At 73.1% G+C, this 12,507-nt stretch carries 10 protein-coding genes and 1 tRNA gene; 9 read left to right on the top strand and 2 right to left on the bottom strand.

Annotated elements, in window-relative coordinates:
* Positions 1-26: 26 nt before the first annotated feature.
* A complete protein-coding gene (locus HHX40_RS17920) occupies positions 27-842 on the bottom strand; it encodes a TrmH family RNA methyltransferase (protein WP_182881476.1) in 816 nt (271 codons plus the stop codon).
* 126 nt (positions 843-968) lie between these two features.
* Here HHX40_RS17920 and HHX40_RS17915 point away from each other — a divergent pair, with 126 nt between their 5' ends.
* The 3 genes from HHX40_RS17915 to HHX40_RS17905 all read left to right on the top strand — a co-directional run bounded on the left by HHX40_RS17915 (position 969) and on the right by HHX40_RS17905 (position 5,294).
* Complete coding sequence (locus tag HHX40_RS17915; protein WP_182881475.1) at positions 969-2,765, top strand: substrate-binding domain-containing protein; 1,797 nt, start codon at positions 969-971, stop codon at positions 2,763-2,765.
* A gap of 167 nt (positions 2,766-2,932) precedes the next feature.
* Entirely contained in the window at positions 2,933-4,597 is a 1,665-nt protein-coding gene (locus HHX40_RS17910; RefSeq protein WP_182881474.1) for a sigma factor-like helix-turn-helix DNA-binding protein, read from the top strand.
* 157 nt (positions 4,598-4,754) lie between these two features.
* On the top strand, positions 4,755-5,294 hold the full coding sequence (locus HHX40_RS17905; protein ID WP_117408607.1) for a hypothetical protein: 540 nt from the start codon (positions 4,755-4,757) through the stop codon (positions 5,292-5,294).
* Here HHX40_RS17905 and HHX40_RS17900 read toward each other — a convergent pair.
* Positions 5,272-6,675: a PLP-dependent aminotransferase family protein gene (locus HHX40_RS17900; protein WP_310738165.1), complete on the bottom strand. Its 1,404-nt coding sequence runs from the start codon at positions 6,673-6,675 to the stop codon at positions 5,272-5,274. The genes HHX40_RS17905 and HHX40_RS17900 overlap by 23 nt on opposite strands.
* A gap of 99 nt (positions 6,676-6,774) precedes the next feature.
* Here HHX40_RS17900 and HHX40_RS17895 point away from each other — a divergent pair, with 99 nt between their 5' ends.
* From HHX40_RS17895 to HHX40_RS17870, 6 genes are all read left to right on the top strand, one after another.
* The gene (locus HHX40_RS17895; protein WP_138462119.1) at positions 6,775-7,416 is read left to right on the top strand and encodes a pyridoxamine 5'-phosphate oxidase family protein; all 642 of its coding nucleotides are present in this window, start codon (positions 6,775-6,777) and stop codon (positions 7,414-7,416) included.
* Positions 7,417-7,518: 102 nt separating this feature from the next.
* Entirely contained in the window at positions 7,519-9,036 is a 1,518-nt protein-coding gene (locus HHX40_RS17890; RefSeq protein WP_182881472.1) for a serine/threonine-protein kinase, read from the top strand.
* A complete protein-coding gene (locus HHX40_RS17885; RefSeq protein WP_182881471.1) occupies positions 9,033-10,439 on the top strand; it encodes a hypothetical protein in 1,407 nt (468 codons plus the stop codon). The genes HHX40_RS17890 and HHX40_RS17885 overlap by 4 nt, the downstream gene beginning before the upstream one ends.
* 19 nt (positions 10,440-10,458) lie before the next feature.
* On the top strand, positions 10,459-11,652 hold the full coding sequence (locus HHX40_RS35775; protein WP_220499242.1) for a DUF2510 domain-containing protein: 1,194 nt from the start codon (positions 10,459-10,461) through the stop codon (positions 11,650-11,652).
* A gap of 21 nt (positions 11,653-11,673) precedes the next feature.
* Positions 11,674-12,270: an oligoribonuclease gene (gene orn / locus HHX40_RS17875; protein ID WP_111698004.1), complete on the top strand. Its 597-nt coding sequence runs from the start codon at positions 11,674-11,676 to the stop codon at positions 12,268-12,270.
* A 111-nt stretch (positions 12,271-12,381) separates the two neighbouring features.
* Positions 12,382-12,457: transfer RNA gene (locus HHX40_RS17870), tRNA-His, on the top strand.
* Positions 12,458-12,507 lie beyond the last annotated feature (50 nt).

Here is a 12,507-nt window from a genome sequence, read left to right as displayed (position 1 = left end):
TAAGCCCCCTGAGTCAGCCCCCTGAGTCAGCGCCTGAGCAGGCCGTGGCAGGCGACGGCCGCGGCGGCGACCACGTTGAGCGAGTCGACGCCGAGGTCCATCGCCCGGGGGCTCATCGGGATGCAGACGGGCTGGTCGGCCTCGTGCAGCCAGTGGGACGACAGCCCGTCTCCCTCGGAGCCGAGCATGAGGGCGACCCGGCCGGACAGCGGGGCCTCGTCCAGCGGCACGGCCGACTGGTCCGGCGTGAGCGCCAGCAGGCGGAACCCGGCCGCCCTGACCTCCGCCAGCCCGCCGTGCCAGTCGGTCATCCGGGCGTACGGGATGGCGAACACCGCGCCCATCGACACCTTGACGGCCCTGCGGTAGAGGGGGTCGGCGCAGCGCGGCGACAGCACGATCGCGCCGACGCCGAGCGCCGCCGCGCAGCGGAAGATCGCCCCCACGTTGCCGTGGTCGACCAGGTCCTCCAGGACGAGGATCCGCTCCGCGTCCGTCAGGAGGGCGCCGACGGAGGGCAGTTCGGTCCGTTCCATGGCGGCGAGCGCGCCACGGTGCACCGGGAAGCCGGTCACCCCCTCCATCACCTCGTCGGAGACCAGGTAGACGGTGGTTCCCCCAGCGGTCCCGTCGACGACGTCGGCGAGCGCGTCGAGCCACTTGGCCGTGGTGAGCACCGAGCGCACCGGATGGCCGGCCCCGATCGCGCGCCTGATCACCTTCTCGCCCTCGGCGACGAACAGCCCGCGCTCGCTCTCCACGCTCCTGCGCAGGTCGACGTCGCGCAACCGCACGTAATCCGCCAGACGGGCGTCGGCGGCGTCCTCGACCGGGATGACCACCGGCCCAGGGTACGCCGTTCGCGAACCATGCCGGACGGAACCATGCTCAGACGGAGAAACGGGCGTACCACCATGCTTCGCCCTGCCAGTATCGTCCCCTAAGAAATTGTGGAGAAAGGGGGCACCGTGGGCGGACGGCACCGCACAGACGAGCTCGATGGCGGCTTCGAACCCCCGTACGAGCCCCCGTACGAGCCCCCGCCGCGGCGGCGGGCCGGGCGGGGCTCGGTGCTCGTCCCCCTGGCCGGGGCGGTCGCCCTGGCCGTGCTCCTCGGCGTCGCGGCGTACGTGGTGGTGAACAAGAGCCCGGGCTGCGCCGGCGAGAAGGTGTCGCTGTCGGTCGTGGCCTCACCCGACATCCAGCCGGCCATCAAGAAGATCGCCTCCAGGTTCGGCCAGGCGGGCAGATCCGTGGACGGCAGGTGCGTCGCCGTGACGGTCAAGGCCGCGCAGTCCGCCGACGTCGCCAACGGGCTGGCCGGCACCGGGCCCACCAGCGGCAAGCTCGACCCCGACCTGTGGATTCCCGACTCCAGCCTCTGGCTGACCGGCCTGAAGAGCGCGCCCAAGCCCGCGGCGAACGCCGCCAGCACCCCCGTCGTACTGGCCGCTTCCAGGGCCGGCGCGGACAAGCTGCAGTCGGCCTTCAGCCCGAGCTGGACCGGCCTGATGAGCGCCGCGAACGCCGCCAACCCCGACGGCCTGGCGAAGAAGGTGCGCGTGCTCGCGCTCGACCCCACCCAGAACGCCGCGGGTCTCGGCGCGCTGCTGGCCGGGGCCGCCGTGCTCAACCAGGGAGGCGGGAGCGAGGAGACGCTCGTCGGCGTGCTGCGCAGGCTCTCGGAGTCGACCGTGCCGTCGCCCGACAGCCTGTTCGCCACGCTGACCAAGGCCGCGGCCCGCATTCCCGTCGGCGTGACCTCCGAGCAGGCCGTCTGGTCGTACAACACGACGACGACCCCCTCGAACCCGGCGGTCGCGCTCTATCCGGCCGAGGGCACGGTCAGCCTGGACTACCCGCTGATCGTCACGGCCCGGGACGCCGCGGCGCGCAAGGCCGCGCAGGCCTTCGCCGCCGAGGTCTCCTCGCCCAGCGGCAGGAAAACCGTCCAGGACTACGGTTTCCGCACGCCGGACGGCAAGGGCGGCAGCCTGCTCAAGCCGGACAACGGCGTCAGCGCCAAGAAACCGGCCACGATCCCGCTGCCGGACGCGGCGGCCGTCACCCGGCTCTCCCAGGCCTGGCACCAGATCAAGCTCGGCACCAAGCTGCTCGCGCTGATGGACATCTCCGGCACCATGGCGCTGCCCGCCGACAAGAGCGGCATCACCCGGATGCGCGCGATCACCGACATCAGCGTCGAGGGCCTGAAGCTGTTCCCCGACAAGGCCGAGATCGGCATCTGGGCGTTCTCCGACAACCTGCAGGGCAAGGGCGTCGACTGGAAGCCCGTCGTGCACATCGGGCCACTGGCCCAGCAGATCAACGGTGTGACCCGCCGTGACGTGATCACGAAGGCGCTGCAGAGCGCGCAGGCCATCCCCACCGGGAACACCGGCCTGAACGACACGCTCTGGGCCGCCTACCAGAAGATGACCAAGGAGTACGAACCCGACAAGGTCAACACGATCCTGCTGTTCACCGACGGCGTCGGCAACGACGACCCGAACGGCGGCATCTCCAACACCGAGATCCTGCGAAAGCTGAAGGGCGCCTTCGATCCCAAGCGGCCGGTCAGCCTCCTGATCATCTCCTACAACACGCAGAAGGACGAGGACCGGACGCAGATGACCTCCATCGCCAAGGCCACGGGCGGCGCCGCGTTCTTCCCGCAGACGGTGCTGGAGATCCGCAACATCTTCCTCAAGGGCATCGCGCGCCGCCTCTGCGCGCCCGACTGCGGGGACGGCGGGCAGCGGTGACCTCCTGATTCACAAGGGTCGCATCAGTCCCTGTTTTCGCAGGTCATGCCGGTTGGGCATGATTTCGGGCACGGCCGTGCGGCCCGTAAACGGCGCCCGTCAGGGCGGCGTCCCACTCGTGTGGGGATCGGCGACATCCGGTTCCGTCACACGGGGAGGAATATCCGTTGCCCGAATGGCCCGGCGTCGGGCGAGCCGACGACCATCGACTGCTGGAGGCGCTGCGGCGTGGCGACGCCGAGGCGGCGGCCGCCCTGTACGACGCGTACGCCGACCGGCTGAGCGACTACGCCTACACCCTGCTTCGCGACCTGGAGGCCGCGGCGCGCGCCATGCACGACGCGCTGGTCGCCGCGTCCTGCTACGCGGATCGGCTGACCGAGCCCGCCCGGCTGCGGGCGTGGCTGTACGCGCTGACCCGGTCCGAGTGCGCCGCACCCGAGACCACGGGCGGCCACGCCGGACCGGTGATCGCTCTCGAAGAGTCCGCCGATCCCCCGCTCGCCGCGCTCGTGCAGGAGGTGCTGGGGGAACTCGGCGCCGCCGAGCGCGAGGCGCTCATCCTCGCCGTACGGCACGGCCTGACGCCCGCCGAGGCCGGATCGGTCCTCGGGCTGTCCTCCCGGCAGGTGTCGGCGCGGCTCGGCCGGGCCCGGGACCACCTGGAGAACGGCGCGGCGGCCCTCGTGCTGGCCAGGGTCGCCCGGGCCCACTGCCCCGGCCTGTCGGCCCTGGTGGACAACGGCGTGGGCGCCGACTGGCGGGACGGGCCGCTGAGCGACCCGCTGCGCAAGCGGCTGAGCAGGCACGTCGCCGGCTGCGAGATCTGCCGGGAGGGCCGGGGCAGGCATGTGTCGGCCGAACGGCTGCTGGACATGATCCCCATCGCGTATCCGCCGCTGTCCGCCCGCCGCCAGGTGATCGACTCGATCCTGCGCGCCGACCCCCCGGCCGACGCCACCGCTCCCCTCGACCACCGCGGCTTCCCGGCCGCCGCGGCGCGGGGACGGGCACAGGGGCGGGCCCGGCGCAGCGGTGGGCACAGCGGTGGGCACGGGGGAGCGCGCAGACGGCCCCGGCCGCTCAAGGTGGCCCCGGTGCTGCTCGCCGCCGCCTGCGTCTTCGCCACCGCGGGCGGGCTCGCGCTGGTCTCCGGGGAGTCCCCCGCCGACCGCCTGGAGGCGGTGCGCGTGCCCCCCACCGCCTCCGCTGCCCCTTCCCCCGCGCCGGACCCCGCCCTGGACCCCGCGATGGATCCCGCGCTGGATCTGGACGAGGGCGACCCGCCGGCCGACGAGGACCCGGCTGATGAGCAGACCGATGACCAGGACGGCGACCCCTCCGCCCCTCCGGACGACTCCCCCCACCCGGCCGCGACCGCCCCGCCCCACACCCTCCCACCGCCGGGGCGGTCGCGGCCGACATCCTCCCGTACGACCCGCGCGCCGAGGCCGTCGCTGACCGCCCTGTGCCCGGGCGACCTCGGCGGGGCCACCGGCGCGACGATCACCCTGGCCGCGCGCGGCTCTGTGATCGAGTGGACGGCCGCCGCGTCCGGCGGCGTCACCGTCTCCCCCCGGCAGGGCAGGCTACGCGCGGGGGCGAGCGGACGGATCACGCTCGCCGTCGCCGATCCGGCGGTCCCGGGCAGCGGTGTGGTGACCTTCCGGTCGGCCGCGGGCCGGCCGTCCTGCCGGATCTCCTGGGACGGGCAGGAGGGGAACGGCGACGACGGTCCCGGCCCGACCACCCGGCCCAGTGACGACCCCGGTGACGAGTCCACCCCCAGCCCGAGTCCCGCCGACGATCCGGTGTCCTCTCCTTCCTCGTGAGGAGATCCGCACCGGGCGGTAACAATCAGGCGACCTGAGGTGTCGAGGAAAGTTTGAAAGGGGAAAAACGACGCGACCGAGGATTTGAGGGGGCATTGTGGCCCAAGCATGGCTGCCCGGCGCAAGCCGACTTCCCTCCCCCGGGGACTCCGGATCGATGCTCGGAGGAGCCCCGAGGACCGTCTGGTTCATCTGGCCCGCCGATCCCCACGGGGTTTCGGCCAGATCCGTCGCCCAGCGGCTGATCCATCTCCGCCGGCCCTCCCACTTGGTGTGGAACCCGGTGACCGGGGAGATCGTCCAGTTGCTCCCGCCCACCCTGGCGGGCGGCGCGCTGGCGGCGGACCGGGGCAGGAACGGACGGGTCTGCGTGCAGATCCACGTCATCGGTTCGGCGAGGGAACCGTTCACCGACACCAAGCTCGACGGCCTGGACGACATCCTGGCCTGGCTCGACTCCTGGGGGGTGCCGCGCCGCTGGCCGGCCGGCCCCCCGCTGCCCTATCCCCACTCCCTGGCGGCGGAGCGCAGCAGGCGCCTGTGGGCGCGGGGCGGGCACTTCGGCCACTCCCAGGTGCCCGGCACCCGGGAGGGCGACCCGGGGTCGATCGACATCGCCCGCATCATCGGAGAGGACGCGCCCGGCCTGGAGGACGCCCTGCCCAGGGGCGGGCTCAGGCTTCTCCAGGAGGTATGAGCGCCCGGATCACCGCGCATCCGCGCCGCACCCCGGCGAGGGAGGCGGAGCCGTACCCCAGCACGAGGCCGTGCACCCGGGGCGGCCCGAGGTGGTGGCGTTCGGTCGTGTCCAGGAGCACGCCGTGTTCCCCGGCCCGCCGCACGAGGCCGGGGACGACGGCGGCGGGCAGCGCGACCATCACGTGGAGCCCGGCCGTGTCGCCACGCACGCACGGCCCGAGCGCCTCGACGATGGCGGCCCTCCGGCGGGCGTACTCCAGCCGCATCCTGCGCAGGTGCCGGTCGAGGTCGCCGCGTTCCAGCAGGGTCGTCACGGCCCGCTGGACCGGCCCCGACGTGCGGTCGGCGACACGCGCCCGGCGCTCGGCGACCCTGCCGAGCAGGTCCGCCGGGGCGACCAGCCAGCCGAGGCCCACATCGGGGCCGAGCGACTTCGACAGCGTGCCGAGCAGCACCACCCGCGCGGGGTCGAGCCCGTAGAGCGCGGGCAGCGGCGCGACGTCGTAGCGGAACTCTGCGTCGTAGTCGTCCTCCACGACGATCGCGCCGGTCCTGCGGGCCCAGGCGAGCAGCCGCTCCCTGCGCGGGATCGGCAGCCTGCCGCCCACCGGGAACTGGTGCGCGGGCGTGGTGTAGAGCACCCGCAGGTCGTCGGGGAGCGCCTCGACGATCACGCCCTGCTCGTCCACCGGGCAGGGCACGACCTCCGCCCCCCGCGAAGCGAACACGCGCCGGGCCGCCCCCCAGCCCGGCTCCTCGACCCCGGCCCGGGTTCCCGGACCCAGCAGCGTCGCCGCGACCAGGTCGAGGCCGTTGCCGGTGCCCCGGGTCACCATGACGTTCCCCGCGTCCACCGGCACCGCCCGGGCCCTGCGCAGGTGCCCGGCCAGCAGTTCGCGCAGCTCCGGGTGGCCGTAGGGGTCGGGGAAGGCGTTCAGCGGCAGGTCGCCGGCGGATCGCCAGGCCCGCCGCCAGGCCGCCCGGTCGTACCCGAACACCCACGGCCGCCCCGGCCGCAGGTCCACCACGTCCCCGGGAGCGGCCGACGCCGCCGGGGCGTCCTCCCCCGTCCCGGCCGTGCCGGTGGCGGCGTGGTCCGGGACCGCGTACTCGTACGGCAGCGCGTCCTCGGCGACGTAGGTGCCCGATCCGTGCCGCCCCTCCAGCCACCCCTCCGCGTAGAGCTGCTGGTAGGCGTCGGTCACGACGGTCCTGCTGACCCCCAGCAGGACCGCGAGTCTCCGGGTGGACGGCAGCCGCTCCCCCGCCTTGAGCCCGCCCGTACGCATGGCCTCCCGCAACTGGGCGGCGACCTGGACGGCGAGCGACGCCGGAGCGGCGCGGTCCACCGTCAGCGGCACATCGATGGTCAGGCGCACAGCGTTCTCCGCAAAAGTGTTCTCCGCAAAAGTGGTCTCCCCGCGGCGGCCAGAAGTGGACATGTTCCACCAGTCCACCCTGGACATAACGTAACGGACATGCTCTCCACGACCCCTCGCACCACCCTGAACCGCTCGAAGGACCGGGCCCGCACCGACCGCGCGGACCTGTACGCCATCCTGGACGCCGGTCTCGTCTGTCACCTCGGCGTGCTGGCCGGCGGCTCCCCCATGGTGATCCCCACCGGCTACGGGCGGATCGGCGACACCCTCTACCTGCACGGCTCCACCGGGGCCGCCTCGCTGCGGGCCGGCTCCGGCGCTCAGGTCTGCGTCACCGTGACCCACCTCGACGGTGTCGTGCTGGCCCGCTCCGCGTTCCACCACTCGGTGAACTACCGCTGCGCCATGGTCTACGGCACGGCCCGGCTCGTGGACGACCCCGAGGAGCGGCTCGCCGGGCTGCGGGCGATCACCGAGCAGCTCGCGCCCGGTCAGTGGGACGTCGTACGCCCGCCCGACCGCAAGGAGATGGCCGCGACGGCCGTGCTCGCGCTGCCGCTTGAGGAGGCGTCGGTGAAGGTGCGGCAGGGGCCGCCGAAGGACGACGAGGAGGACTACGACCTGCCCGTCTGGGCGGGCGTGCTGCCGCTCGCCGTGTCCTGGGGCGTCCCCGAGCCCGACCCGCGCCTCACCCCCGGCATCCCGGTTCCGCCACATGTCGGCGACCGCCGGTACTGACACCAAACCTAACTGAATCATGACTTTTCATCGCAATGGCGGGGTCGTCACTAAGCTACGGTCTCGGATTCGGCGGGGGCCCCAGGCGATGAGGAGACCGTTATGTACGGCCAGACGGACGCCTGGCGCGTCCCCGGCTATACCGAGATCAAGGAACTCGGCGTGGGGGGCGGCGGGCGGGTGGTGCTCGCCCGGCACGACGCCGACGACGTCCCGGTGGCGATCAAGTACCTGTCCGATCAGTTGATGACGGACCTCCACTTCGTCGCCCGGTTCCGGCACGAGGCCCGGCTGCTCGCGGCGATGGATCCCAATCCGCACGCCGCCCGCTTCTACGAGTACGCCGAGACCTCCCGCGGCGCGGCCATCGTCATGGAACTGGTCGACGGCGTCTCGCTGCGCGCGATGCTGCGATCGGAGGGGCCCACCGGCCCCGAGGCCGCGCTCACCGTGCTGAAGGGCTCGCTGCTCGGCCTGGCCTCGGCGCACGAGATCGGGGTCGTTCACCGGGACTACAAGCCGGAGAACGTCATGGTCGAGGCCGACGGCAACAGCAAGCTCGTCGACTTCGGCATCGCCGTCCAGGCCGGCGAGGGCGTGAACGCCTCCGGCACCCCGCCGTACATGGCGCCGGAGCAGTGGTCCGGCGGCAGGGCGGGCCGGGCCGGCGACGTCTACGCGGCCACCGTCGTGTTCTTCGAGTGCCTCACCGGCAGCCGGCCGTTCCGCGCCCAGAACATCGCCGCGCTGGCCCGCCAGCACCAGACCATGCCTCCGCCGGTCGACGAGGTGCCGCCGCCGCTGCGCGGGCTCGTGGAGCGCGGCATGGCCAAGCGGCCCGAGGACCGGTACGCCTCCGCCGAGGAGTTCCTGCGGGAACTGGAGACCGTCGCCGCCGGCGCGTACGGCCCGGCCTGGGAGGAGCGGGGACGGCGGCGGCTCGCGGCGCTCGCCGGGCTGCTGGTGCCGTTCTTCCCCCTCAAGAAGGACGTTCCCGAGGCCGGCACGACGCTGGCCGAGACCCGGCTGGGCGGCCTGCTGGGCCAGGCCCGGATGAAGATCGGCCTGACCCTGGCCGGAATGGTCGTGATCGCGGCCGGAACCGTGGCGCTCGTGCAGACGGTCAGCGGGACCACCCTGCAGGCGGGCACGACGATCGCGACGCCGAGCCCCCTCGGGATCGATCCCTCGACGACCGGCGACACTCCAACGGAGGAGCCGGAGGACTCCGAGCCCTCCCCCGAGCCCTCCCCCGCCTCCACCAGCCCGAAGCCGGTCGCCTCACCGACGCCGGTCGTCCGGCCCACCGCGACCGGCCGGCCGAACGTGAACCCGACCCTCCGGCCGACGCGCAGGCCGACCGTGAAACCGACGGTCAAGCCCACCGTGCGGCCGACGCCGCGGCCCACGGCTCGGCCCACGACGCGGCCGAAGCCCTCGGCGAAGCCCACCTCGCAGCCCGACCCCACGGTCACCGCGTCGATCCCCGGCGACCCGCCCACCACGCGGCCCTCCCCCAGGCCGAGCGCCACCCGGACCTCGACGCCGCCCACGACGCGGCCCACCCCGACCGTGAGCGGGACCGGCAGCAGCTCACCGCCGGAGGAGGTGCCCCGGTGACGGTCGCGGGGCACCGGCTCACCGGCCGCACCCGGATCAGCGAGGCCGGCGTCTGGACGGACGCGGTCTCCCCCGGCGGCAGGCCGTCCGGCGTGCTGCGGTTCGAACCAGCGGCGGCGGCCCGGGCGAGGGAACGGCTGGTCGCGACGGTCGCCGACGACCTGCGCCTCCAGCGCGGCGGGGCGGCCGGGCTGCTGCCCGTCGTCGACCTGGTGGCCGCGCGCGACGAGGTGTGGCTGATCACCGGCCGCGCGATGCCGTCCCTCGACGAGCTGCTGAGGAGCGCCGGCGGGCATCTCGACGCGGGCAGCGTGGCCGCCGTCCTCCTGGAGACGGCGCAGACGCTCGCCTCCGTACACGCCGCCGGGCTGACGCACGGCGCGTTCGGCGCCGGAACCGTCGTCGTCTCCGAGGACGGCGCGGCGCTGCTCGCCGAGCGCGGCCTGGTGGCGGCGCTCCGCGGCGAGCACGCGCCGCCGGAACACGACGTCGCGGCCTGGGTGACGCTCGCCCGGCGACTCGCCGCCGGACAGACGGCCGGGCCCGAGGCGGATCTCCTGCGCCGGGCGATCAGCGCCGCCACCGCCCACGGGCTGGCCGCCGCCCGTGACACCCTGCTCTCCGGGCGCGAGGGGCTGCCGCCCGGGTTCATGACACGAGACCGGCTCGCCCGGGCCGCGCGCGACTTCTTCGGGTCCGTTCCCGGTCCTGTGCCCGGTCCTGTGCCTGGTTCTCTGCCCGGCTCTGTTCCCGGCTCTGTGCCGGCCGCGGGTGAGGCGGTGACCCTGCTCGACCTGCCTTCCGCCGTACCCTCCGCCGCGTCCTCCGGCGCGTCCTCCGGCGCGTCCTCCGGCATGGACGACGACGTGCTGATGCGGTTCGGGCCCGGCGTGCCGACCGAGGCCCCGTCCGAGACCACGGCGGCGCAGATCTGGCGGTCGGGCCGGACCTCCGCCGTCGCCCAGGGGCGCCCGGCCGCCGCCCCGCCCCGGCGCCGCCGGCGTACGACGGCCTGGGCGGGCACGGCGCTGCTGGCGATCCTGATCGCGGCGGTGATCCTGTGGCTTCGGCAGACACCCGCCGTGGAGGCCGCGGTGAGCGGCGTCGACGTCAAGGTGGCCAAGAAGACGGTGCGCTGTGACGGCACGGCCGACTTCGTCGGGGTGGTCACGACCAACGGCGGGGCCGGGACGATCCGCTACCTCTGGATCCGCAGCGACGACCGCAAACGGCAGGAGCAGGAGCAGCGGGTATCCTCCGGGGACACGTCGGTACATCTCCCCCTGCACTGGAAGGTGACCGGCCCCGGATCGTTCAAGGGATCGGCGACGCTCCGTGTCCTTTCCCCCACGACGACCGGGAAATCGATTCAGGACGCGGCAAGTTTTACCTACAAATGCTGACTTCATTAGTGTGGCGCGCATGACGACGACCCCTGCCGGCTGGTATCCGGACCCGTACGGCTCCCCCCTCCTGCGATGGTGGGACGGCAATCAGTGGACCGACGCCACCCACGCCCCCGGACAGCCGGGGCAGGAGGCCGCGGCCGCACCCGATCAGACGGCACCGCCCCAGACGGCGCCGGCCCACACTGCGCCGGCCCACACTGTGCCAGCCCACACTGTGCCGAGTCAGGCTGTGCCGAGCCAGTCCGCACCGGCCCAGCAGTGGACCCAGCCCTCGGGCGGTCCCGGAGGTTACGGCCCCGGCGGTCCCGGAGGCCCCGGCCCTGGAGGCTATGGCCCCGGGGGTTACGGGCCGCCGTGGGGCTATCAGGGTCAGCAGGGCCATCCCGGCCAGCAGGGCGCGCCCACGGCCCAGCTTCCCGCGCCCCAGTTCGGCACGCAGCAGCGGAGCACGGCGGTGTGGCCGTGGATCGTCGGGGGCATCGCGGCGGTGGTCGTGCTGGCGCTCCTCATCGGCGGCGCGTTCGTCCTCCTGCGCGACCGCGCCGGAACGGTGACCGCCCGCCCCGAGCCGGCGACGACGGCCCCGCCGCGGCTGGACCAGACCGTGCCGCCCCAGCCGAGCCCGGAGCAGTCCCGGCCGCTGCCCACGCTGCCGGAGCCGGCCGGCGGCCGGATCAACGACTCGGTGTCCGGGCTGTCCTACGCCTTCCCGGGCGGCAAGTGGGTGGTGCCGAAGTCGCAGGAGATCAACAACCCGTCCAACGAACAGTTCCCGCTGTGGACGAGCGGCTACCAGGCGATGTCCCAGCAGGACTACGACGGCAAGGGCAGCAGCTGGGTGGGCAGCGTCTTCGCCGCCGAACTGCCCCGGGTCATCCCCTACACCGGCCCCCAGGACTTCGAGCGGCTCTCCCAGACGATGCTCGTCGCGTACGAACCCGCCTTCTACGGCCTTCCGCACACGCGCAAGGTCCTGCGCAGCGAGGCCATGAAGGTGAGTGGCAAGCAGGGCTGGGTCATCGAGTTCGAGATGGACTTCTCCAAGGCGTCCACCGCCCAGAAGCTCGCCTGGAAGACGGAGCGGGGCGCGTTCGTCCTCGTGGACCGCGGCCAGGGGGTCCAACCGGCGATGTTGTACGTCTCGGTGCCCGACAACCTGGACCAGTCGGTCGTCAAGCGGGTGCTGAACTCGCTCCAAGCCCAGTGACGTCCCTATTACGCTTGAGGCATGACTGACCCGCTGGTTTGGATCGACTGTGAGATGACCGGGCTCGACCTGGGCCGTGACGCGCTGGTCGAGGTGGCCTGCATCGTCACCGACGGTGAGCTGAACCAGCTGGACGAGGGCGTGGACGTCGTCATCAAGCCGCCCGCCGAGACACTGGAACAGATGTCGGACGTCGTGCGGGAGATGCACACGGCCTCGGGACTGCTGCGGGCCCTCTCGACGGGGGTGACGCTGGCCGAGGCCGAGGCGGTCGTGCTCGGCTACATCCGGTCCCACATCCCCGAGGCCAAGCGGGCGCCGCTGTGCGGCAACTCCATCGCGACCGACCGCGCCTTCATCGCCCGGGACATGCCTCTGGTGGACGGCCACCTGCACTACCGGATGATCGACGTGTCGTCGATCAAGGAACTTGCCCGCCGCTGGTATCCCCGGGTCTACTTCGCCTCTCCCGAGAAGCAGGGTGGACACCGCGCGCTGGCCGACATCACGGAGAGCATCCGGGAGCTGCGCTACTACCGTGCCGCGGTCTTCGTCCCGCAGCCGGGTCCCGACTCGGCCACCGCCCGCGAGGTCGCCGAGGCCGTCTCCGGATCGTAGGAGGCGGACCTCCGGACCCTCCGGACCTCGGGAGGGACGTGCGGTATCGAGGGCGCGGAGGACTCGAAAATACCGCTACACTTTCTTCGTACGCCGCGAACGGCGGACATGGTGGGTGTAGCTCAGCTGGCAGAGCGCCAGGTTGTGGTCCTGGATGTCGTGGGTTCAAGTCCCATCACTCACCCCAACGGCGAACGGCCGGTCCTCACGGACCGGCCGTTCGTTTTTCCATGAGGA

Source organism: Microbispora sp. H10949 (assembly GCF_014161435.1).
GTDB lineage: Bacteria > Actinomycetota > Actinomycetes > Streptosporangiales > Streptosporangiaceae > Microbispora > Microbispora triticiradicis.
Note: the sequence above shows the minus strand (reverse complement) of the source record. Positions and strands in the feature narration are given on the sequence as shown.

What these genes read in the sequence shown, in the direction of transcription:
- HHX40_RS17905 (WP_117408607.1), top strand. Translation starts at nt 4,755, where the DNA reads ATGCTCGGAGGAGCCCCGAGGACCGTCTGGTTCATCTGGCCCGCCGAT.
- HHX40_RS17895 (WP_138462119.1), top strand. Translation starts at nt 6,775, where the DNA reads ATGCTCTCCACGACCCCTCGCACCACCCTGAACCGCTCGAAGGACCGG.
- HHX40_RS17890 (WP_182881472.1), top strand. Translation starts at nt 7,519, where the DNA reads ATGTACGGCCAGACGGACGCCTGGCGCGTCCCCGGCTATACCGAGATC.
- HHX40_RS35775 (WP_220499242.1), top strand. Translation starts at nt 10,459, where the DNA reads ATGACGACGACCCCTGCCGGCTGGTATCCGGACCCGTACGGCTCCCCC.
- orn (WP_111698004.1), top strand. Translation starts at nt 11,674, where the DNA reads ATGACTGACCCGCTGGTTTGGATCGACTGTGAGATGACCGGGCTCGAC.